Annotated in this window: 22 protein-coding genes; 15 read left to right on the forward strand and 7 right to left on the reverse strand. The window is 69.8% G+C overall.

Features of this window, described 5'->3' with window-relative positions; genetic code table 11:
- Nucleotides 1-7: 7 nt before the first annotated feature.
- From AC0T5L_RS03475 to AC0T5L_RS03500, 6 genes are all read left to right on the forward strand, one after another.
- The gene (locus AC0T5L_RS03475) at nt 8-1129 is read left to right on the forward strand and encodes a hypothetical protein (protein WP_476163865.1); all 1122 of its coding nucleotides are present in this window, start codon (nt 8-10) and stop codon (nt 1127-1129) included.
- A gap of 120 nt (nt 1130-1249) precedes the next feature.
- The gene (gene mshD / locus AC0T5L_RS03480; RefSeq protein WP_476163866.1) at nt 1250-2242 is read left to right on the forward strand and encodes a mycothiol synthase; all 993 of its coding nucleotides are present in this window, start codon (nt 1250-1252) and stop codon (nt 2240-2242) included.
- 344 nt (nt 2243-2586) lie between these two features.
- Nucleotides 2587-3552, forward strand: a complete 966-nt coding sequence (gene pstC / locus AC0T5L_RS03485; RefSeq protein ID WP_476163867.1) for a phosphate ABC transporter permease subunit PstC — start codon at nt 2587-2589, stop codon at nt 3550-3552.
- Complete coding sequence (gene pstA, locus AC0T5L_RS03490) at nt 3549-4634, forward strand: phosphate ABC transporter permease PstA (protein ID WP_476163868.1); 1086 nt, start codon at nt 3549-3551, stop codon at nt 4632-4634. Before pstC ends, pstA begins: the two co-directional genes overlap by 4 nt.
- Before the next feature lie 55 nt (nt 4635-4689).
- Entirely contained in the window at nt 4690-5469 is a 780-nt protein-coding gene (gene pstB / locus AC0T5L_RS03495; RefSeq protein WP_476163869.1) for a phosphate ABC transporter ATP-binding protein PstB, read from the forward strand.
- Nucleotides 5470-5605: 136 nt separating this feature from the next.
- A complete protein-coding gene (locus tag AC0T5L_RS03500; protein ID WP_476163870.1) occupies nt 5606-6571 on the forward strand; it encodes a nucleoside hydrolase in 966 nt (321 codons plus the stop codon).
- A gap of 175 nt (nt 6572-6746) precedes the next feature.
- On the opposite strand, the gene AC0T5L_RS03505 is transcribed toward AC0T5L_RS03500, so the two are convergent.
- Nucleotides 6747-7367 (reverse strand): DUF47 domain-containing protein, encoded by a 621-nt coding sequence (locus tag AC0T5L_RS03505; protein WP_476163871.1) that lies wholly within the window; start codon nt 7365-7367, stop codon nt 6747-6749.
- A gap of 422 nt (nt 7368-7789) precedes the next feature.
- Between AC0T5L_RS03505 and AC0T5L_RS03510 the strand changes: the two genes are divergently transcribed.
- The 3 genes from AC0T5L_RS03510 (at nt 7790) to purM (ending at nt 10930) form a co-directional block, all read left to right on the forward strand.
- A complete protein-coding gene (locus AC0T5L_RS03510) occupies nt 7790-8266 on the forward strand; it encodes a sterol carrier family protein (RefSeq protein ID WP_476163872.1) in 477 nt (158 codons plus the stop codon).
- Between the two features lie 9 nt (nt 8267-8275).
- Complete coding sequence (purF, locus tag AC0T5L_RS03515; RefSeq protein ID WP_476163873.1) at nt 8276-9772, forward strand: amidophosphoribosyltransferase; 1497 nt, start codon at nt 8276-8278, stop codon at nt 9770-9772.
- A gap of 99 nt (nt 9773-9871) precedes the next feature.
- The gene (gene purM, locus AC0T5L_RS03520; protein WP_476163874.1) at nt 9872-10930 is read left to right on the forward strand and encodes a phosphoribosylformylglycinamidine cyclo-ligase; all 1059 of its coding nucleotides are present in this window, start codon (nt 9872-9874) and stop codon (nt 10928-10930) included.
- A gap of 153 nt (nt 10931-11083) precedes the next feature.
- On the opposite strand, the gene AC0T5L_RS03525 is transcribed toward purM, so the two are convergent.
- Nucleotides 11084-11311 (reverse strand): DUF3073 domain-containing protein, encoded by a 228-nt coding sequence (locus tag AC0T5L_RS03525; RefSeq protein ID WP_476163875.1) that lies wholly within the window; start codon nt 11309-11311, stop codon nt 11084-11086.
- A gap of 235 nt (nt 11312-11546) precedes the next feature.
- Between AC0T5L_RS03525 and AC0T5L_RS03530 the strand changes: the two genes are divergently transcribed.
- Both AC0T5L_RS03530 and bldC read left to right on the forward strand, forming a co-directional pair.
- Nucleotides 11547-12398 carry a DUF8083 family protein gene (locus AC0T5L_RS03530; protein WP_476164092.1) on the forward strand — a complete coding sequence of 284 codons (852 nt, stop codon included), beginning with the start codon at nt 11547-11549 and terminating at the stop codon, nt 12396-12398.
- Nucleotides 12399-13103: 705 nt separating this feature from the next.
- Complete coding sequence (gene bldC, locus AC0T5L_RS03535) at nt 13104-13307, forward strand: developmental transcriptional regulator BldC (RefSeq protein ID WP_013155387.1); 204 nt, start codon at nt 13104-13106, stop codon at nt 13305-13307.
- A 189-nt stretch (nt 13308-13496) separates the two neighbouring features.
- Here the strand turns inward: bldC and AC0T5L_RS03540 are convergent, their stop codons facing one another.
- Nucleotides 13497-14816, reverse strand: coding sequence for a hypothetical protein (locus AC0T5L_RS03540; protein WP_476163876.1), 1320 nt, complete (start codon nt 14814-14816; stop codon nt 13497-13499).
- Between the two features lie 430 nt (nt 14817-15246).
- Nucleotides 15247-16554 carry an LPXTG cell wall anchor domain-containing protein gene (locus AC0T5L_RS03545; protein WP_476163877.1) on the reverse strand — a complete coding sequence of 436 codons (1308 nt, stop codon included), beginning with the start codon at nt 16552-16554 and terminating at the stop codon, nt 15247-15249.
- 565 nt (nt 16555-17119) lie between these two features.
- On the opposite strand from AC0T5L_RS03545, the gene AC0T5L_RS03550 reads away from it, so the two are divergent.
- The 4 genes from AC0T5L_RS03550 to AC0T5L_RS03565 all read left to right on the forward strand — a co-directional run bounded on the left by AC0T5L_RS03550 (nt 17120) and on the right by AC0T5L_RS03565 (nt 20311).
- On the forward strand, nt 17120-18004 hold the full coding sequence (locus AC0T5L_RS03550; RefSeq protein ID WP_476163878.1) for an N-acetylmuramoyl-L-alanine amidase: 885 nt from the start codon (nt 17120-17122) through the stop codon (nt 18002-18004).
- Nucleotides 18005-18083: 79 nt separating this feature from the next.
- A complete protein-coding gene (locus tag AC0T5L_RS03555; protein WP_476163879.1) occupies nt 18084-18404 on the forward strand; it encodes a hypothetical protein in 321 nt (106 codons plus the stop codon).
- A 27-nt stretch (nt 18405-18431) separates the two neighbouring features.
- The gene (locus tag AC0T5L_RS03560) at nt 18432-19160 is read left to right on the forward strand and encodes a DivIVA domain-containing protein (protein ID WP_476163880.1); all 729 of its coding nucleotides are present in this window, start codon (nt 18432-18434) and stop codon (nt 19158-19160) included.
- Between the two features lie 218 nt (nt 19161-19378).
- Nucleotides 19379-20311, forward strand: a complete 933-nt coding sequence (locus tag AC0T5L_RS03565) for a M48 family metallopeptidase (protein ID WP_476163881.1) — start codon at nt 19379-19381, stop codon at nt 20309-20311.
- A gap of 118 nt (nt 20312-20429) precedes the next feature.
- On the opposite strand, the gene AC0T5L_RS03570 is transcribed toward AC0T5L_RS03565, so the two are convergent.
- The 3 genes from AC0T5L_RS03570 to AC0T5L_RS03580 all read right to left on the reverse strand — a co-directional run bounded on the left by AC0T5L_RS03570 (nt 20430) and on the right by AC0T5L_RS03580 (nt 21926).
- Nucleotides 20430-20681 (reverse strand): DUF6504 family protein, encoded by a 252-nt coding sequence (locus AC0T5L_RS03570; RefSeq protein ID WP_476163882.1) that lies wholly within the window; start codon nt 20679-20681, stop codon nt 20430-20432.
- A gap of 146 nt (nt 20682-20827) precedes the next feature.
- Nucleotides 20828-21298: an NUDIX domain-containing protein gene (locus AC0T5L_RS03575; protein WP_476163883.1), complete on the reverse strand. Its 471-nt coding sequence runs from the start codon at nt 21296-21298 to the stop codon at nt 20828-20830.
- A gap of 10 nt (nt 21299-21308) precedes the next feature.
- Nucleotides 21309-21926: a GNAT family N-acetyltransferase gene (locus tag AC0T5L_RS03580; protein WP_476163884.1), complete on the reverse strand. Its 618-nt coding sequence runs from the start codon at nt 21924-21926 to the stop codon at nt 21309-21311.
- Between the last annotated feature and the right edge of the window lie 21 nt (nt 21927-21947).

Raw genomic sequence — 21947 nt, forward strand, 5'->3', positions numbered from 1 at the left:
CGCACCGATGACCACGTCCGCCGCGAGTTCCCCGCTCACCTCCGGTCAACGCCGCGCGAGTGTCGCCCTGGGCGCCGTCTTCGTGGGTTCCAGCCTGATCGCCGTGATGTCCCCGGCCTACGCCGGTCCGTCGGCGTCGGAGGAGGCCTCTCCCCCGCCCGTCCCGTCGGCCGCCATCGCCTTCGCGAGCGACGCCGACGAGGTGGAGCTGGGCAGTGCCGCGCCGTCCAACCCCCTCACCGTCACCAACACCGGCGACGCCGGTATCTGCCTGGTCGGGCTGAACGTGGGGGCTTCCGAGTTCAGCTCCCACGGGTTCGAGCCCCAGCAGGTCGGCCCGGGCGGGAAGGCGTCCGCGGGCGAGGTCACCGGTGCGCCCCGCAAGTCGGCCGAAGTCGTGGCGACCCTCGCGTACGCGCTCGCCGAGGAGGGGACCGACTGCACGGCCCCCGACCTCGCGAACCAGCACAAGGTCTCCACCGGTACGTGGACGGTCTCCGTGACCGGTCCGGAGCCGACGTCCCCGCCCACACCGACGCCGACCCCCTCACCGACGCCATCCCCCACTCCCACACCCACACCCACACCGACCCCCTCACCCACGCCGTCCCCCACACCCACCAAGGGCGAGAGTTCCCCTCCGCCGGACCGCCCCGGCCCGACCCGGACACCTGAGGAGACCGAGGACCAGGCCAGTGGCTCCGGCGACACGGGGAACTCGGGAGGTTCCAGCGGATCCGGGGCCTCAGGCGGCTCAGGGAGCTCAGGCGGCCCGCCCTCGCGCCCGACTCCCTCGACCGGCGGGGTGGGTGACATCCCCACCAGTGACGTGCCCACCAGCGACCCCGATATCTCGGACCTGCCGAGCGACGAGGCCGTCCTGCCCGAGGTCACCCCCGGCGCCGAGGACCTCGCCGAACTGCCGCTGGTGACCCCGGGATCCGACGACGACGAGCTCGACGGCACCGAGGTGGCCGCCGACCACGGCGACCTGGGCCCGAACATGGCCCCGGCGGTGCTGCTCGCGGCGTTCCTCCTCGCGCTACTGCTCGCGACCCCGCTGGCGCCGGTGCGGCGCGTCCGGGTCGGGGCCGGCGCCGGCTACCAGGGCAAGCGCCGCAAGCGGTAGTCCGCGGACTGGAGCCCGCCCCCGCACACGCGCGGACGCGGGGCGGGTTACCAGGACGAATTTCCCAGTTGCCGTGCCTGATCGAATCTTCGCGGTTGCTCCGTCGTAGGCTTTCGGTTCATGAGCACCCCGCTAGTCACCGAGGACCTGGACCCAACACTCACCGACCAGGTGCTGACACTCGCCGAGGCCGCACGCGCGGCCGACGGCACCGCCCCGCTGTCGGAGCACACCCTGCTCCGCATCAGGCACGGCGCCCCCTCCGGGAGCAGCCGCTTCCACCTGGTCGTCGAGGACGAGCGCGTGGTCGGCTTCGCCTTCATCGAGCGTGTCCCGGGCGAACCCGACTCCGGGGAGGTCGTCGTCGATCCCGCCCACCGGGGGCGCGGGCACGGCACCGCCCTGCTGCGCTCGGTCCACCAGGACGCCGGACCCGACGGAGTCCGCTTGTGGGCGCACGGGCGCACGCCGCAGGCGGTCTCGGTCGCGCTCGCGGGCGGCTGGACCGCCGTCCGCGAACTCCACAAGATGCGGATGCCGCTACGCGACATCGGCGCCGATGAGGCGGGCGGTCCCTGGACGGCCCCCGAGCTGCCCGAGCCGGAACTGCGGCCAGGCGTGGCCGACCGGGTGCGGCTGCGGCCGTTCGTCGTGGGCCAGGACGAACAGGCGTGGCTGGAGGCGAACGCGCGCGCGTTCGCCGACCACCCCGAGCAGGGGCAGCTGACCCTGGACGACCTGCTCCAGCGCGAGGTGGAGGACTGGTTCGACCCGAACGGCTTCTTCCTGGCCGTCGCCAACGACGGCCGGATCGCCGCGTTCCACTGGACCAAGACCCACGCCGACGGCGCCGGTCTCACCGAGGGTGAACCGGTCGGCGAGGTCTACGTGGTGGGCGTGGACCCCGACTGGCAGGGCACCGGCCTCGGCCGCACGTTGACCCTGGCCGGGCTGCGCCACCTGCGCGAAGCCGGGCTGCCGTGGGTGCACCTGTACGTGGACGGGGACAACAGGGCCGCCGTGCGGCTGTACGAGTCACTCGGATTCGGCATGTGGGACACCGACGTGATGTACGCGCCGCCCGTCGGCGGAGGCCAGCAGACCCCCTCCTGACGTGCGGATAGTCACATTCACCGAGCAATTCCCCCGATGCCACGGGAGTGCGACGCGCCGTTCATCTCTCGTTCACCTTCTCTGGTGCAGCTCGTCACCTGACGCACCTACCTTCACATTCGGCGCAACACGGCCATCGCACGTCACGACCGTGACGGAGTGTGACCGGTGACCAGCTACACGCAGGGCTCGGACGTGTCTTCGGCGGGGAGGCGGTCCCCCTGTGCCCCCGGGAGGACGGCGCCCCGTCGGAAACAACGAGATCAGGCACGCACGCAGGTGCACGACCCGCACCGCACCATCCGGGCGAACCGCCCTGAGACCTTCCGAACCGGAGTCAACCCATGACGACCACGGACGCGCCCGAGGCGGCACCTCCGCCCAGGGGCAAGCGTCGGATCGGCGACGTCGCCTTCGCCGGGCTCGCCCGAGGCTCGGGCATCCTGATCCTGCTGATCCTCGCCGGTGTCGCAGCCTTCCTGCTCGTTCAGGCCTGGCCGTCCCTGACCGCCAACACAGCGAACTTCCTGACCACGCGGGAGTGGGCGCCCAACGTCCGCGAGGACCCCGCCTTCGGTGTCGCCGCCCTGGCGTTCGGCACCGTGCTCGCCGCGACCATCGCGCTGCTGCTGGCCACACCGGTGGCGATCGGGATCGCGCTGTTCATCGTCTTCTACGCGCCGCGCAAGCTGGCCTCGGTGCTCGGCTACCTGGTGGATCTGCTGGCCGCCATCCCCAGCGTCGTCTACGGCCTGTGGGGCATCGGCTTCCTCGCGCCCCAGCTGGTCCCCGTGTACGAGGCCATGACCCGCTACCTGGGCTGGTTCCCGCTGTTCTCCGGTCCCGCCTCCACATCCGCGCGAACCCTCCTGACCGCGGGCGTGGTGTTGGCCGTCATGATCCTGCCGATCATCACCGCGATGTCTCGCGACGTGTTCCTCCAGACCCCGCAGGGGCACCGTGAGGCCGCTCTGGCCATGGGTGCCACCCGCTGGGAGATGATCCGGCTGGCCGTACTGCCGTTCGGCAAGTCCGGAGTGATCGGCGGCGCCATGCTCGGCATGGGCCGCGCCCTGGGCGAGACCATGGCCGTCGCCATGATCCTGTCCCCCTCCCTCATCCTCTCCTGGAACCTGCTACAGAGCGGCAACCAGACCATCGCCGCGCACATCGCGCTCCAGTACCCCGAGGCCACCGGGTACGGGGTGTCCGCACTGATCGCCGCCGGCCTGGTCCTGTTCGCGATCACCCTCGTGGTCAACATGGGCGCGCGCTACGTGGTGGCGCGGGGGAACAAGGAGTCTCGATGAACACGACGACCACCCAGTCCTCCGCTTCCGGTCCGGACACGGGATCGAGCCGGCGCGACCTGCGCGGCGGGACGCTGCCGCGCCGCTTCCCGGCCGCTCTGCTGGCCTCCTGCGCCGCCGTGGTGGCCGGGGTCCTGCTGGCCTTCTCCTCCTTCGGGTTCCTTCTGTGGGGGGTGCTCACCGCCGCCGCGTACGTGGTGATCGCCGTGACCGCCTCCGCCCGCGTCGAGGGCGGGCGCAAGGCCAAGGACCGGTTGGTCACCTCGCTCGTCTACGGGTGCTTCCTGCTGGCGATGCTGCCGCTGGCGTCGGTGCTGTGGACCGTGCTCGTCAACGGCGTGGCCCGGTTCGACAGCTACTTCCTGACGGTGTCGATGAACGGCGTCCTGCCCAGCATGGACGCGGGCGGTGTCTACCACGCGATCGCCGGCACCCTGGCGATCACCGGGCTGGCCACGCTCATCTCGGTGCCGATCGGTGTGATGACCGCCGTCTACCTGGTGGAGTACGCCCGGGGCCGCATGAAGCAGACCATCATGTTCTTCGTCGACGTCATGACGGGCATCCCGTCGATCGTCGCGGGCCTGTTCGTGGTGGCGCTGTGGATGATGTTGTTCGGCCCGGGCCGGACCAACGGCGCGGCGGGAGCGATCGCGCTGGCGGTGCTGATGATCCCGGTCGTGGTGCGTTCCAGCGAGGAGATGCTGCGGCTGGTCCCGCAGGACCTGCGCGAGGCGTCGTACGCCCTGGGCGTGCCCAGGTGGCGGACCATCACCAAGGTGGTGCTGCCGACCTCCGCGGCCGGGCTGACCACAGGAATCATGCTCGCCATCGCACGCGTTATCGGAGAGACGGCTCCACTGATCCTCACGGCGGGCACGTCGGCGGTGTCGATCAACTGGAACCTGTTCGACGGGCAGATGATGAGCCTCCCGGTGTTCATCTACTCGCAGGTCCGCATGGGCGGCGCCATCAACTACGAACGGGCCTGGGCGGCGGCGCTGACGCTGATCCTGGTGGTGATGCTGCTGTTCTTCCTGGCCCGCATGATCGGCCGCCTGTTCGCGCCGAAGACCCGCTGATCCCAGACCAAACGCCCACGCCCCGCGTGCGGAGCAGATTCACGAGGAACTTTCAGTGGCGAAACGTATCGACGTCTCCGGACTCCACGTCTACTACGGCGACTTCCTCGCCGTGGCGGACGTGTCGATGACCATCGAGCCGCGGTCGGTGACGGCGTTCATCGGATCGTCCGGTTGCGGCAAGTCCACCTTCCTGCGGACCCTCAACCGGATGCACGAGGTGACCCCGAGCGCCCGCACCGAGGGCAAGGTGCTCCTGGACGACCTGGACATCTACGGGCCCGGCGTGGACCCGGTCATGGTGCGCAGCGAGGTCGGCATGGTCTTCCAGAAGGCCAACCCGTTCCCGACGATGTCCATCTACGACAACGTCATCGCCGGTGCACGGCTCAACAACAAGCGGATGAGCAAGTCCGACGCGGACGGCCTGGTGGAGCAGTCGCTGCGCGGCGCGAACCTGTGGGAGGAGGTCAAGGACCGGCTGAGCAAGCCTGGTTCGAGCCTCTCGGGCGGCCAGCAACAGCGGCTGTGCATCGCCCGCGCCACGGCGGTGAAGCCCTCGGTGCTGCTGATGGACGAGCCCTGCTCGGCTCTGGACCCGATCTCGACCCTGGCGATCGAGGACCTCATCCACGAACTGAAGGAGGACTACACGATCGTCATCGTCACGCACAACATGCAGCAGGCGGCGCGTGTGTCCGACCGGACGGCGTTCTTCAACCTGTCGGCCCCGGGCAAGCCCGGCAAGCTCATCGAGATGGGCGAGACGAACCAGATGTTCACGCGGCCGGACAAGAAGGAGACCGAGAACTATATCACCGGCCGCTTCGGCTGATCCGTCACCTTCCCGCCCCTCGTAGAGAGGGTGACCGGTGATGGGGGCGGCCGCTTCGGCTGATCCGTCACCTACCCGCCTCCCGCAGGGTGTGACCGGCGACGAGACGGCCTCAGCGGCCAGGAGGAGAGAAGGCGTGACCACTTCGCTGGTGATCGACACGGACACCGCACAGGACGACTGCGTGGCGCTCCTCGTGGGGTTGCTGGACCCCGACGCCGACCTGCGCGCCATCACCATGGTGGCCGGGAACGTGGGTTTCGAACAGCAGGTGCGCAACGCCTTCCTCACCCTCAGCGTGGCCGGACGCCTCGGCGAGGTGCCCGTGCACCTGGGCTGTCGCCGCCCGCTCGTCCGGCCGTGGGTGAGCGCGGAGAACGTGCACGGTGACGGATCCGGCGGCATGGCCATGGACCTCTCGGGACTGGAGCCCGAACCGGAGCACGCGGTGGACACCCTGGTCCGGCTGGCCGCTGAGAACCCCGGCGAGCTGTCGATCGTGGCGATCGGACCGCTGACCAACATCGCGATGGCCGTGGCCAAGGACCCGGACTTCGTCCGCAACGTCGGCGCCCTGTACGTCATGGGCGGGTCCAACAACGGCCGCGGCAACATCACCGCCGCCGCGGAGTTCAACTTCTACGTCGATCCGGAGGCCGCGAAGGCCGTGTTCGCGGCGGGCTTCGAGATCACCGTGGTCCCGTGGGACCCGCTGACCCTGCGCCAGGCGGTGTTCGACCAGGAGCGGCTGGACGCCATCGCCGCCCTGGGCACTCCGCTCTCGGACTTCTTCGGCCGCGTGTGCTCGGCGACGCTGGAGTTCGACCGAAGGGTGGGCATCGACGGCACCACGCACCCGGACTCGCTGACCGCCGCGGTGCTGCTGCACCCGGAGCTGGTACGCCGCTCCGGGCGGTACCACGTGGACGTGGAGACGGCCGGGGAGCTGACCCGCGGGTACGCGGCCATGTCCTGGGGCGTGCACGGGCTGGCGGCCAACGCGACCGTGATCGAGGAGATCGACGCCGAACGGTTCTTCAACCACCTCGTCGGGGTGTTCTCACGCCGAACGGTTCCCACCCGCGAGATCACCGGTCCGTAGGCCGCTCCCCGGTGGCACCGGGGGGTGAGCGCTGGGGCGCTCCCGCGCCCGTCCGCACGGGCGACGACGGGAGCCTCGAGGCGCCCGTCAGGCACGGGGCCTGCCGGGCGCGGCTTCTGTCCACCGTCGGTCTTCGCGGGGAGGTCGGTCAGGGGGATCTGGAGGGGCGGGGGCTTCAGCCGTTCTTGACGACGATGGTCTCCACCGTGTTCGCGACGTGCTCGAACGCGTCCGCGGCGGTCTCCAGTTCTTCGATGACGTCCTTGAGCTTGAGGACGGTCAGGGCGTCGTACTCCCCGCTGAACAGGTTGGCGAGGAGCTTGCGGTAGATGCGGTCGGCCTGGTTCTCCAACTGGTTGATCTCGATCCAGTACCGGGTCAGGTCCTCCAACACGCGCAGCCGGGGCATCGCCTCAGCGGTCAGCTCGGCGGCGCGTTCCAGCACCTCGATCTGATCGATGATCCCCTTGGGAAGGCGTTCCAGGCCGTAGAGGCCGATCAGGTCGACGGCGGCCTCCATGGAGTCCATGACGTCGTCCAGGTTCGAAGCCAGTCGGTAGATGTCCTCGCGGTGAATCGGTGGTGTTGCCGAGCTCTTGTTGAGGCGACGCATGATCGCGTGGGTGGCGTCATCACCCGCGTGCTCGCAGGCGCGCATCTTCTCGGTGATGGCCTCGCGGTCGGCCCCGTCACTCATCAGCTCCACCAGCAGGCGGGCCGCGATGACCAGGTTGTTCGCCGAGTCGGTGAACATCTCGTAGTAACTGTCATCACGCGGGCGCAAGCGCAGGCGCACGTCGTTCTCCCGATGGTGCGGTGGTGTTCCTTGGTGGATGTTAGACGCGCGGGCCGGTTGGTCCGGCGCGGCAGGGCAGGGCGGCGCGGGTCCGACGCCGGAGGGGACCGGCGGGCACGGACTTGGTCACCCCTTGTTCATTTGTCGGTGTCGCCGCGTGGAACGCCCGGGGGCAAGGGATCCATCGCAATCCTCCCAATCTCGACAACACCGGGACGGTTCGGGACGCTACCGTGTCCCGCTCCCGCTGGCCAGCGGTGCGCTGAGACAGGAATCACCCAATCGAGTGGAGACCGGCGGACAGTTCCACCAGCGTTCTTCGATGTCCACCTTCAGGCCATTTGAGCGCAATAACAAGTACCCCCCTCGTTCACCCGCCCGATGGCTCAGCGCCCGTCGACCAGCACCGTAGGCTTTCGTCCATGCCTTCCGCTCTGAGCGCGGGCGCCGTTCGGCGCCTGCGCGCCTCCTTGGACGAACAGCTCTCCGCGTTGGGCGAGGACCCCTTCGAGGGCGGTGACGAGGCCGCCGTCGCCGCCTGCGCGGAGGCGGTGCTACGCGCAGGAGAACCGCTGCGCGGGGCCGTCAAAGCCGCCGTGCGGGGCAGTCTGGCGGTACTCGCGGACCGCGCCCCCGGGCACAGCCTGGAGGTGCGCGTGCCACCGTACGGAGCCGTCCAGGCGGTCGAGGGGCCCCGTCACACCCGGGGCACGCCACCGGGGGTCGTGGAAGCCGACCCCCTCACCTGGCTGCGCCTGGCCACCGGCCGCCTCCCCTGGGAACAGGCCGTTTCCGAGTACTCGGTGCGCGCCAGCGGCGCCCGCTCCGACCTGTCCGGGCACCTGCCTCTGTGGCCGGTACCGCCCCCGGATGGTGCCGGGCATACGCCCAGGCACTAAGCTGTGAACGTGTCGTACTCCGACGGCCGGCTCTCCATGGACCTCGATCCGCTCGAACGCGGCCCGCAGGACGCCTGCGGTGTCTTCGGGGTCTGGGCTCCCGGCGAAGAAGTCAGCAAGCTCACCTACTTCGGTCTCTACGCCCTACAGCACCGCGGACAGGAGTCCGCGGGCATCGCACTGAGCGATGGGGAACGGATCCTCGTCTACAAGGACATGGGACTGGTCTCCCAGGTCTTCAACGAGGCGACCCTGGATTCCCTGCGCGGCCACCTCGCGATCGGCCACTGCCGCTACTCCACCACCGGTTCGCCGGTGTGGGAGAACGCGCAGCCGACCTTCTACACGGCGCGCGAAGGAGGGCTGGCACTCGGCCACAACGGCAACCTGATCAACACCCCGGAACTGGCGGCGATGCTGCCCGACGCCCGCCGGGGGGCCACCACGGACACCGAGGTCCTCACGAACCTGCTGGCCGACCGGGCCAAGCACGGCAGTTCCGTGGAGGACGCGGCGGCCGAACTCCTCCCGAAGGTCAGGGGTGCCTTCTCCCTGGTGTTCATGGACGAGAACACCCTGTACGCGGCGCGCGACCCGCAGGGCATCCGCCCGTTCGTACTGGGCCGCATGGGCGAGACCTCCGGCGCGGGCGGCTGGGTGGTCGCCAGCGAGACCGCGGCCCTGGACATCGTGGGCGCCACCATGGTCCGCGAGATCGAACCCGGCGAGCTCCTCACCATCGACGAGCGCGGTGTCCGCTCCCGCCGCTTCGCGCCCGCCCTTCGCAAGGGCTGCCTGTTCGAGTACGTCTACCTCGCCCGCCCCGACACCACCATCGCGGGCCGCAACGTCAACTCCACCCGTGTGGAGGTGGGTCGCCGCCTGGCCAAGGAGCACCCGGTGGACGCCGACCTGGTCATTCCGGTGCCCGAGTCCGGCACGCCCCCCGCGGTCGGCTACGCCGAGGCCAGCGGTATCCCCTTCGCCCAGGGCCTGGTGAAGAACTCCTACGTGGGGCGCACCTTCATCCAGCCCAGCCAGACCCTGCGCCAGCTGGGCATCCGGCTCAAGCTCAACCCGCTGCGCGACGTCATCGAGGGGCGCCGCCTGGTGGTCGTGGACGACTCGATCGTGCGCGGCAACACCCAACGGGCCCTGGTCCGGATGCTGCGCGACGCGGGCGCCGCCGAGGTGCACGTGCGCATCTCCAGCCCGCCCGTGCTGTGGCCCTGCTACTACGGCATCGACTTCGCCACCCGGGCCGAGCTCATCGCCGCGAACCTGACCGTGGACGAGATCGCCGAATCGGTGAACGCCGACTCCCTGGCCTACGTGGACCTCGACGAACTCATCGCCGCGACGGAAGTGCCCAAGGGCAACCTGTGCCGGGCCTGTTTCGACGGCGTGTACCCGATCGAGGTGGACGTCGACTCCCAGGGCAAGCACCTGCTGGAGAAGTCCTGCGGCACGCCCGGGGACTCGTCCCTGGCCACCAGCGACAAGTAACCGCCGCGCCGGTCCGGACCCAGCACGGCGGCTCCGTCGTGCCCGGGCCGGCCCGCCGGGACCGCACCACCACCGCAACACAGCACGAGGAGAACTCGCGTGGCAGCCGACAACACGGGGACGGCGGGCGCGTACGCGGCCGCGGGCGTCGACATCGCCGCCGGTGAGCGCGCCGTCGACCTGATGAAGCGCCACGTAGCGCGCACCCGCCGACCGGAGCAGGTCACCGACGCCAGCGGTTTCGCGGGCCTGTTCCGCCTCGACGTGGGCAGGTACAAGGACCCCGTCCTGGCCACCTCCACCGACGGCGTGGGCACCAAGGTGCTGCTCGCCCAGCGGATGGACAAGCACGACACGATCGGCGTCGACCTGGTGGCCATGGTCGTCGACGACCTGGTGGTCAGCGGTGCCGAGCCCCTGTTCATGACCGACTACGTCGCCTGTGGTTCGGTGGTCCCCGAGCGCATCGCCGAGATCGTCGGCGGTATCGCGGAGGGCTGCCACCAGGCGGGCTGCGCGCTGATCGGCGGGGAGACCGCCGAGCATCCCGGCGCCATGGAGCCCGACGAGTACGACCTGGCCGGCGCGGGCACCGGCGTGGTGGAGGGCGACTCGATCCTCGGCCAGGACCGGGTCCGCGAGGGCGACGCGGTGATCGCCATGGGCTCCTCGGGGCCGCACTCCAACGGCTACTCGCTCATCCGGCGCATCGTGGACGGGGCGGAACTGGACCTGTCCGCGCACGTCCCGGAGCTGGACGGGGTGCTGGGCGAGGTCCTGCTCACACCGACCCGTGTGTACGCCAAGGACTGCGTAGCGCTGACCGAGGCGGTGAGGGTGCACGCCTACGCGCACGTCACCGGCGGCGGCCTCGCGGCCAACCTGTCCCGGTCCCTGCCCGACCACCTGGACGCGGAGCTGGACCGCGCCACCTGGTCGCCCGCCCCCGTGTTCGGCTATCTCGCCGACCAGGGCGGCGTGGACCGGGAGGACATGGAGACCACGTTCAACATGGGTGTGGGCATGGTGGCGGTCGTCGCGGCGGAGGACGCCGAACACGCACTCGGGGTACTGGCCGACCGCGGTGTCCCGGCCTGGCGGCTGGGCACGGTGACGGCGGGCTCCGGGCAGGCGACCCTGACCGGCGAGTACGCGTGAGAGACGGACGCGAACATAGCCGGTGCGAACCACCATGGTGGTTCGCACCGGCTATATCCACCTGTCCGCTACGGCTTCCGAGCGGGAAAACCGTGACCGCCACAGGTCAGCGGCTGTTGTCCGAGCGACCTGTAAGTCTCGGCCGACCAGGTATTACTTGTCGGAGTCCGAGTACTTGTCGGCAAGATCCGCATAACGGTCGACTAGGTCGTCGTGAGGATCCGCGTAGGAGTCGTCCGGACCCGACGGCCCGGAGGTAGACCCCTCGCCCTCAGCGACACCCAGCTCCGACCGCAGCCGATCAAGGTCGGTCCCGCCAGAGCTGTACTTGAGCTTCCGGGCGACCTTCTGCTGCTTGGCCTTGGCTCGGCCGCGCCCCATTGGCTCGACCCCCTCAACGATTGGGTTCCGACGAACCCCAGATCACTTACTAACCCGCACTATCGGGCTGACGGCCGTCAAACGCGACTGACGACAGGCGCCAGCTTACGTACACATACAACCGTACCTGGTCGGCCCCCGTCGTGCCTACGCCACCCGGGTGTGAGGGATGTGGTGCGCACACGGACAGGCGGCCTGCCAGGGGATCGCCGAGGTGAGTGCCACACGCAGCGATATGTGCCACGATGCGTTCGTGCTGCCCTACACCGCCTACCTTCGCGTCTACCAGCCGATCCACGCGTTCTCCCCATGTGACCGCAGCCACTGGGAACAGTACGCGGCCTCGTCCGACCGCCCCCGGCGGATCAACGCGCTGGCGGCGGAGCACGCCGAGAGCCTGGACAGGCTGGTCACGACGCCTCCGGTGGTAGCGCCGACGGAGGAGAGCCGCAACGCCTACCTACGGCGGGTGAACGAGCGGCTGTACGTCTGCCCGTGGCAGACGAGGCTGCGCTCGTGGCGGGCCTTCACCGAGTTCAGCGACACGATGCCGGCGACGGTGATCGGGGCGTTCGTGCCCGGCCCGGAGGCCGAGCGCACCGAGGAGCGTTACCGGGAGTGGCGTGACTCGGGAGCGCCGGTGCGGCCGAACATCCTGTCGAGCAACTGGACCATCCCGGTCCCCTGGTTCGTGCCGTTCCAGTCCCAGGAGCGGTGCCTGGTGCTGTCGTCGAACTCCACCCGGACGCTGCTGTACCTGACGCGGACCTCCCTGGCCATGCGCCGGCTCGAACACACCCTGGCCGTCCTGCGGGAGCACATCGGCCGGCGGGGGGTGTCGGCCTCGACCGAGAACCTGGCTGACTGGCTGTCCATGACGGCGCACCCGGACTCGTTACTGGAGCTGGACTACGGCGGCCTGCCGCACCTTCTCAGCGACGACCACCTGAGCGAGGACCATTCGGTGGCCGAGGTGTCGGGGGCGGTGGAGGCCCTGGCGTCGGGGGAGGCCGAGCGCGTACTGGAGCTGCGGGAGAGGCTCACGCGCCGCTGGAGGTCGGTACGCGCCCTGGAGCACGCCAACTGAGGGTTACGGTATCCCCAGTTTTTCGTGGACGCCCACGTGCCTTCCGTCGTATCCACTTGACCAGGAAACGTCCGCGCCACGCCAACGGCCAACCTGGTACACCAGGTTTCTCGGTCTCTCCCGGAGATCCTTCCGCACGTAACAAGGGTGCGAGCCCGGACGTCATCCGCGCGCGACATCAAGCGTCGTGAAACTGGGCATAACGCCCGTCAGGGATCGGCGTAGACTGTAACCAGTCGATCACCGAGCGCACTCAGAGTAACCACGAAACCTTTACCGCGCGGGCGTTCCGCGTAGTCGGACCCGCCAGCCGAAGCACGTGGAGCCCACGCCTCCACCGACCCGCCCCACGCCCCCACGCCGCGGCCAGCCCAGGCCCGCGGCCCTCCCTTCCGGAACTTGACACCGGGTTTCGGTCAGGCCTCCGTAGCACTTCAGGAACTCCGGATCGAGAAAAACGAGGCCGGAGAACGAAGTTTTGACCGAATACGCCACATGCCACTAAACGTGTCGCTAGAATCACTTAGCGTGACGCGGCCACGGGCGGCTTTCTTGGCCTCCCACGTGCAAAGTTGCTTGGAGTGGTCGTAAAATCACCTCGGGTGATGCCAATATAGACCTAGAGGGAATATTGGACATCCGGGCCAAGTGCCAGGATTAAGGCTCAAGGATCGGCACACAGATCCAGGAGGAGAGGCCGTACACATGTCAACTCGCACGCCCGAGGCGGAGCCCCTGTTGACCCCCGCCGAGGTTGCCACCATGTTCCGCGTGGACCCAAAGACCGTGACACGCTGGGCCAAGGCGGGCAAGCTGACCTCGATCCGCACCTTGGGCGGACACCGTCGCTACCGCGAGACTGAGGTCCGCGCCCTGCTGGCCGGAATTCCAAGCCAGCGTACGGAGTGATCTCCCGGTCTGTGCCGGTTCCGGGGGGAACGGTCTGGCAGGCTCCGGCCACCGACAGAGCCGAGCAGGACTGACCAGGTCGAGGGCGGGTCTTCCGAGGAGAGGGCCCGCCTTCCGTATGTCCCGATCCAGGCGGAGCGGTCAGGGCGCCGGGATGGGAGGGCCCGAGCAAGGGTCCGGGAAGATGCCCTAGTAATCACCGATCTGGTCGTCCATGGCGGTGGTGCGCTTGCGGGCCAGGAAGGTCGCGGCCGAACCGCCGCCGACCGCCACCACCGCGGCGGTGATCAGCGCGGCGAGCGAGCTTCCCGTGGTCGCCAGACGGTCGTCCCGCCTTGCCGCCTCCTCGGCCTCACCGGTCTCCTCGCCCTTGTCGTCCGGGACCGGCGACGTGCTCGCGGCATAGGCGGAGCCGAGCGCCCAGGAGTCGGCGAAGTCGAACGCGAACCCCTTCTCCTCCTCTGGTTCGCCCACCTGCACCCGCACTGTCATCCAGCTACGGCTTCCCAGGCCCTCCCAGTCGGGGTCCTCGTCCTCGAAGGTCGTCTCGTTCACCACGAAACGGACGCTCACGGGCACTTCCAGGACCACGTCGCCGTCCTCGTCGAACACCTCCACGAGATCCCGTGCCACGACCCCGTCCTCTCCCGCCTCCAGCGCCCCCACGGGAGCGCCGAACGCGGTCAGGTCACCGTGTGCGAACGTCGCCTCGGCCTCACCCCCGTACCCGGCGGTGGCCGTGGTGGTCACGTCGGCGAGGGTGAACTCCACCGCGTTTCCGTCGGCGGAGACCGTCTCCGAGGCGGTCTCGTCGAGGACGAACACGTCGTCCTCGTCCGGAGAGTCGCTGGGCGGGGAGGCGGTCTCCGCCGGTTCACGGAAGGGGAAGTCGGACGGAGCGTCGCTCTCCTGGGCGCCCCCGACGCCGTCGGAGGCAGCGCCGGCGCTCCCGTCGCTCTCGTCCTCCTCCTCGCCGTCACCGGCTTCCCCGTCACCGCGCCCGGGTTCCTTGTCACCCGGGACGGGTTCACCCTGGAACGGGGGGAGGTCCTCATTCGTGGGTTCGTCCTCCGGTGAGGGGGAGGAGGACGGGGTGGGAGAGGGGGACGGCGAGGGGTCGGGAAGTGCCGCGTCCGGTGGTGTGTCGGCCATCCCCTGGGCGGCGAGGTCGGCGACGCCCATCCGGAAGGTCGCGGTCCGCACGGTGGAGGTGGCCCGCACACCCGCGTCGTCGACCACGGTGTGGCTCTCACCGTCGATCTCCATGTAGTCCGCCACCGGACCGAAGGCGTCCTCGGCCGTGGCGCTGCCCTCGGTCCTGCCACCGAAGCTGACGGCGGTCGAGTAACCGGTGGCGACGTCGCCGTCCGCCACCCAGGCCTGGGCGTTTCCCCAGACGAGCTGGTCCGCGGAGGCGGGGATCGCGGAGGAGGCACCGATCGCGCCGAGGGCGACGAACAGGATGCCGCCGCGGAGGAGGCGACGTGCGGTCGGTTTGGCGGGAGACACCACAACTCTCCTGTTGCTCTGGGGGATGCCCGACCCGGAGGTCGGCCCGTGTCCGCCGCGGGCGGTGGACAGGGATGCCGGGCCAGCCCGGGACGGCCGGTCGCGGTGCGCGGGGCGAACTCGTACCGGGTCTCTTCCCGCCCCGGGAAGGAACCCGTCATACGGCGTGTGCAGGGGCCGCTACAGCGAGCCTAACCCCTTGGTCACAAAACGGAAACCATCTCTCCTACGACCGTCGACAGACATATACGCGCTCACAGCCGGATAACGGAGGTGACCGGCACGAAGTTCCGAAGCGGAGCAGCCGGGACCGGGAGGCGGTCGAGAGCGGAAGAGCGGGGTTCCGGTGGAGAGGGGCCGGAGAAACAGGAAGGCCCCGGGGATCACCTCCCCGGGGCCGGGCCGGCTCAGCCGGCCGCCGAGCTACGGCTTAGCCCTCGTTGGTCTCCGCGGCGGAGTCAGTGGTGTTCTTCTTGCGGCGGGCGAAGTACGCGGCCGCGCCACCACCGGCGGTGATCGCGGCACCGGCCGCGACCAGACCGCCGACCGGGCTACCGGTCTGTGCCAGGGACTCGGTGTCCTCCAGCTTCTTGGAGTCCTTGTCGTCGTCCTTGTCGTCGTCCTTGTCGTCGTCCCCGGGGTGGGTCGGAGCGGGCTTGTCGTCACCGTCGTCGACGTTGACGGTGCCGATGCCGGCCGCGCTCTCGGCCAACTCGACGTAGTGGAAGGGAAGCTCGGCACCGTCAGCGGTGAAGGTCACCGCGTGGCCGGTGTAGGCGTCCTTCCAGCTGATGCCGTACTCCTCGTCCACGTATTCGTCGATGTACTCGTACCGCTGGATGTCGATCGTCACGGTGATCTCCTGGCCGTCGGCCAAGGTGACGACCTCCGGATAGGAGATCCTGTCGACGTCGTCGGCGTGGGTGACCTGACCGTCCCAGCTCTGGGTGGTCGTGGTGCTCGCACCCGTGATGGTGGCGTTGAAGACGATCTCGTCCGAACCGCTGCTCAGCTCGGTGTTCTCCTCGTCCAGCAGGAGAACCTCGTCGTCCGAGGCAGAGGCCGAGGACTGTTCGCCGTCCTCACCGCTGGTCTCCCCCTCACCGGGAGTGGGCTCCGTGGAAGCGGCGGCGTCGCCGTCGTCGCCGTCCTCGTCGCCGGCGCCACCCTCCTCGGCGGTGCCGCCGTCCTCGCCGGGCGAGGGCTCATCGGACGGGGCCGACGGCGCACCGTCGCCGTTCTCGCTGCCCTCGTCCTCGTCGCCACCCTCCTCGGCGGTGCCGCCGTCCTCGCCGGGCGAGGGCTCATCGGACGGGGCCGACGGCGCACCGTCGTCGTCCTCGTCACCGTCCTCGTCGTCACCGTCCTCGTCGTCGGCGTCCTCGTCCTCGTCGTCCTCGTCGTCCTCGTCCTCGTCGTCCTCGTCACCACCGAGGTGCTCCTCGACGATCTCCTCGACATCGGCGACCGTCATCTGGACGCGAGCGTTGTCCACGGTGGCCGTGGAGGTGACGCCCTCATTGTTCACGGTGGCGCTGCTGGTACCGGAAAAGGTCAACCAGTCGCCGACGGAGCCGGAGTAGCTGTTGGTGGTGGTGCCGTCATAGCTGGTGGAGACACCCCCGCCGTTGCCAACGGAGGCGTAGGCCCAGCCGTAGTACTCCGTGTCAGCGGCGGCGGGGAGAGCCGTGGCAATACTGAGTGCACCCAGGGCGGCGAAAGCGGCACTACCCTGCATAATCCGGCGTGCGTTAACGCGAGTGTTCTTCAAGTCAATCCTCTTCGGATCTCCACAGCCCGAACCCGTCGGGCTGGCCTGGATACGCATACCACCGCCGGTTACGGGGAGGCCGGGGACGAGGAACACGAACCAGGGTCGGATGGGGACGGCGGAGGCATACAGAAGCCCACCACCAGCGAAAACGGGCGGACAAGGCCGCGACCACAGAACGGAGGGGTCTCGCGGAGCCGAGTCGCAATCACGTCCCATTTCCTGGGCAGGATCCTACACGGACCAAAGGGGAAATCCCACCAAATGGCGTAACAAAAGGATCACAGCAGCCCTTCTGTCACCCCGGGCAACAATCCCATTCGCTTGGGGAAAGTTTTCCCGGGCCGGTAAACCAGACGCCAAGTCAAGCGTCTTACCAATAAGTATGGTCGCATGGAAATGTATCTGGAATAGCCTCCGCCATCCCCGATAACCCACGGGGCAAAAGGCTGCGTGCCCCGCCGAACGCGCTTCCCGGGCCTGCCCCTGACGGAGGTACGCCATGGGCACCGTGAGCGGCTAGGTTGTGGGCATGCCCGTCTCCGTACCGCCAAGGCCCCGGAGCCGCGCCATCCGCGCCCTGTGCCTCGCCTCCTCGTTCCTGTTCCTCACCGCCGCCTGTTCGGCACCGGCCGGAGCGCCGCCCGGCACCGACCCCACGGCGGCCCCGCCGCTTCCCGGCCCCGAGGACGGTACCGACCCGCCCGGGGACGGCGCCCCCGACGAGGACGGCGGCGCGTCCGGCGGTGACGGCCCCCTCGCCACCCGGATCGTCGTCATCGACCCCGGTCACAACGGCGGCAACGCCTCCGCCCCCGACGAGATCAGCGCCATGGTCCCCGCGGGGCCGGCCCAGAAGGCCTGTGACACCGTCGGCGCGGAGACCGCGGACGGGTACAGCGAGCACGAGTTCAACTGGGACCTGTCCCAGTTGATCAAGGAGAGGCTGGAGGACGACGGCGCCACCGTCGTCCTCACCCGTGAGGACGACGACAGTGTCGGGCCGTGCATCAACGAGCGCGCGGAGATCGGTAACGAGCTGGAGGCGGACGCCGCGCTGTCCGTCCACGCCGACGGCGGCCCCGAGTCCGGGCGCGGCTTCCACGTGATCATGCCCGGCGAGGTCAGCGGCTTCACCGAGGACATCGTGGCGCCCTCCCGGCTACTCGCCGAGGACGTCCACCGCGAATACCTGGAGGGGAGCGACGTCCCCTACGCCGACTACCTCGCCGACGAGGGCCTGGACGAGCGCACCGACCTGGGCGGGCTGAACATGTCCACCGTTCCCAAGGTGTTCCTGGAGGCGGGGAACATGCGCAACACCGAGGACGCCGCGCTCATGGAGGACTCCGAGTGGCGGGAACAGGCCGCCGACGCCGTCGCCCGCGGATTGGCCGCCTACCTCATGCGGCGATGAGGCCGACATGAACGTCCGCACCCGGACACGAACGCCCGTGGCTATGGCGGAGGCCACCCTCCGTGGGCATAATGCGACCATGACATCCCCTTCCCCTCAACCCCCGCCCGGCTTCGACGTGGTCCTGCGCGGCTTCCACCGCCGCCAGGTGGAGGACCTCCTCGACCGCGTCAACCTCACCCTGGCCGCGCTCACCGGCACCCCGGCCTTCACCGACACGGCGATGCCGGTCACCGAACCGCCCGACGGGCAGAAGCCGGAGCCCGTCACCGCGGAGGAGCTTCGGACGGCCCCCCTGGACGTGGTCCTGCGCGGATACGACCGCAACCAGGTCTCCCACGCCCTGTCCGACCTCGCGGAACGGCTTGACGACGCCGGGTCGCACACGGCCCGGGGATAACCGCCCCGAGAACCTCGGAACTGCACAATGGGGACCATGCCTCTGACACCGGCGGACATCCGCGAAAAGAAGTTCCATACGGTGCGTCTGCGCCCGGGCTACAACGAGGAGGACGTCGACGAACTTCTCGACCGGATCGAGGCGACGCTCGTCGCCCTGGAGGGCGGGCCGCGCACCGGCCCCCTCCTCACAGCCGATGAGGTGCGCAACTCGCGGTTTCGCACCACGAGGCTGAGTCCGGGATACCGCGAGGACGAGGTCGACGACTTCCTCGACGTCGTGGTCGCCGACCTGGCCGGTCGCGGCCTCGGGAGGCCCCACGGCCAGCAGCAGCCGCCACCCCTGCCGCCCGAGCCCGGCGAGGCGGGCGCTCCCGGTGAGCCGGACGCCTCCTCGCTGGCCCAGGAGCGCCGCGGGCCTCAGCACCAGCCCGGGGCGGAGCCGCCCGGTCAGCAGCCCCGGCCGCCGCGGCGCTCCGGGATGAGCCCCAGGGACATCCGGGAGCAGCAGTTCGCCACGACCCGGCTGACCACGGGCTACAACGAACAGGAGGTCGACGACTTCCTGGACCGCGCCGAGCTCACGCTGGAGGTGCTCCAACAGGGGCGTCCGGACCGGGCGACCCTCACCGCCGCCGAGGTGGAGAGGGTCCAGTTCGCCACCACGCGCGCGCGGCCGGGATACGACCCCGCGCAGGTGGACCGCTTTCTGGACGTGCTCGCCGAGGAGCTGCGCCAGTACGAGCGGCCGCGCTGACGGTCACGCCGGGTGATGGGCGGCGGAGGAAGGGCCCGGCAACGGAAGCACTCCGGCGATGACGGCACGCCGACTCCTACCTGGAGGACGGTGTGGGAGTTCCGGACACGCCGTCGCGCGCCAACTCCATCCCCAGAGCAGTGGAAAGTAATATTTGTGTACAGGCAGTAGTCATCCCCCGCTGTTACGCAGACCGCCGCGCTCCGAGGGGAGGCAGGATGTCCCAAGCGACGCCGCCGGAGGAACGTGCCGCCGCCTGTTCGGTCCACTGCGTACACGGATGTGCCACGGGACCCGGTCCGAGTACGCACACCCGCCCCTCCCCGTTCGGCCACTCCGGGGAGCTGTACGCACTCGACGCCGATGAGGAACTCGTCCCGGCGCCCGCGCACCCGTGGGAGGCGCCGCTGCTGGCCGTGTGCGTGCTCGTGACCCTGCTGATGGCCTCCGGTCTGGTCCACGCGGTGTGGTCCGCGACCGGGTCGTGGGTGTGGGCGGCCGCCGCCGCGGCCGCGGTGCCCGCCGTGTGCTGGAAGGTGCGGGGGCTGCTGTACGCCCGGCGCAGGGCGGAGTCGGTGAAGATCTCGCCCACGCAGTTTCCCGAGGCGTACCGGACGGTGGTGTCGCTGGCCGCCGGGATGGGGCTGTCCCGGACTCCGGAGGCGTACGTGCGTGTGGGATGGCGGCGCTGGGGGACGGACGCCGCCGGGCACGGACTACGCCGGTACCTGGTGCTGTCGGACGAGCTGTTCGGGCCGGACGGCAGGATCCGCGATCCGGAGGCCCTGGCCTTCCTGGTCGCGCACCAACTGGGGCACGTGGCCGCTGGGCACACCGGTTTCTGGCGGCGGACGGCGGCCCTGGGGGCGGACCTGGTCCCCGGGCTGGGGGCGGCACTGTCCCGAGCCATGGAGTACACGGCCGACAACCACGCCTACGCGCACGTCCCCGAGGGGGCGCACGCCGTACGGATCCCCGCCGGGGGCGGCCGTCTGTACGCACGGGTCAACATGGGCGAGATGGCGGACCGGGCGCGCACCGACCGGGGCTGCTCGCTGCTGCTGTACCACCTGCTGGTCCGGCACCCCGGCAACACCCGCCGGATGGCGGCTCTGCGCGACCGCACCCGGCGCGGCCGTGTCTTCCTCTGACCAGGGCCATCGCGACCGGCCCTGGAAACCACCCGCTCAGGACCCCGCTCCGGGTACGGGACCACCGGGGCTGACTAGGTTCTGTTCTCTGGTTCGTGGTTGAGCCAGAGAACAGAACCTAGTTCCACTGGCGGCGCATGGTCCAGCGGTCCGACGCGGCGTCCCGGGCGATGTCGACGATGCTGGGCTCGCCGGCGTCGGACTCAGCCGAGACACGGAGCATGTGGACGCGGCCGGCGGACGCCTCGGGGCGCGCGGGCCAGTCACCGATAATCCTGCGCACCCGGAAGGTACGGCCGCGCCAGGTGAACCGTACGGGACTCCCGCCCTCGGTGGAACGGACGTCGATCTGTTCGTTCAGAAGACTCACGCGGGCAGCCTATCGAACTCGAGTTCGAGAAAGTCAAGAATCCTGGACCCCGGCCCCAGGTGGGCCCGGCGGTCGCGGAACACCCTAGGGGCAGGCGGGGCGGCGGATGGTGGACCCTTGGCCGCGGCGTGTCGGCCGGGCCGGGATCAGACGACGTAGAAGGGGCCCGGACGGTTCTCGCGGGCGTATCCGATCCGGTCGAGGATGCGCTGGGGCATGTCCGGCAGGGATCCCGGAGCGAACCAGCGCACGTCCAGGGTCTCGTCTCCGCCGGAGTCGGGAGCGCCTCCCACGGAGCGGCAGCGAAAGGCCAGGTCGAGGAACTGCACCCGGTCGCCGTTGGGGTAGGTGAAGGGCTCCTGGGCGATCACGCTGACGAGCCGCTCCACCTCGACCACGACTCCGGTCTCCTCGCAGACCTCCCGGACCACGGCCCGGGCCGGCTCCTCCTCCGGCTCCAGGATGCCGCCGGGCGTGGACCAGCGGCCGTCGTCGGCGCGCCGGTGCAACAGGACGTCGCCCTCCTCACCGATCACCACCGCTGTCACACCCACGAGGGGCAGGAGTCCGTGTCCGACGTGGCGGCGCAGTGCGAGGAGGAAGTCAGGAACGGGCATGGGCCCGAGACTAACCGCTGTGCGGCCCGGGGCCGGGAACCCTCCGGTGGTTCCGGGCGGCGCGCGATCGGGCGTATTCCCCGGACAGGACCGACATCAGCACCGCGTCGTGCCATTCGCCGTCCCAGCGCAGGTACTCGCGCCAGACGCCCTCCCTCACGAACCCGGAGCGGGCGTAGGACTTCTGGGCGCCGGTGTTGAACGCGAACACCTCCAGGGAGACCCGGTGCAGCCCGGCCACGGTGAAGGCGTACTCCAGGACCAGGTCGGTGGCCTCGGTCCCGTAGCCCCTCCCGGTGACGGACATGCTGTTGAGCGCGATCCGGTAACCCACGTTGGCGTTGTCCGGGTCCAGGTCGATCAGGGCGCACTCGCCCACGGGTACACCGCCCTCCTGGTCGAAGATGACCCAGTCGGCGCGGTCGTGGTGTGCGGGACGGGTCGCGGCCCAACGGCGCAGCTCCTCCTCGGTGAACCTTCGGTGGGTTCCGGTGAGGCGGCGCACCTCCGGGTCCATGGCCAGGATGGGTTCGACGAAGTGCTCGCCGGTCACGGCGTCGAGCGGTTCGAGCCGTACCCTCACCCCGGTGAGGACCGGCTGGTCGCGGAAGACGTCATGGGGCACCATGCCTGGATCCCATCAAAGGGG

It is taken from the genome of Nocardiopsis sp. TRM 82005 (assembly GCF_056312425.1).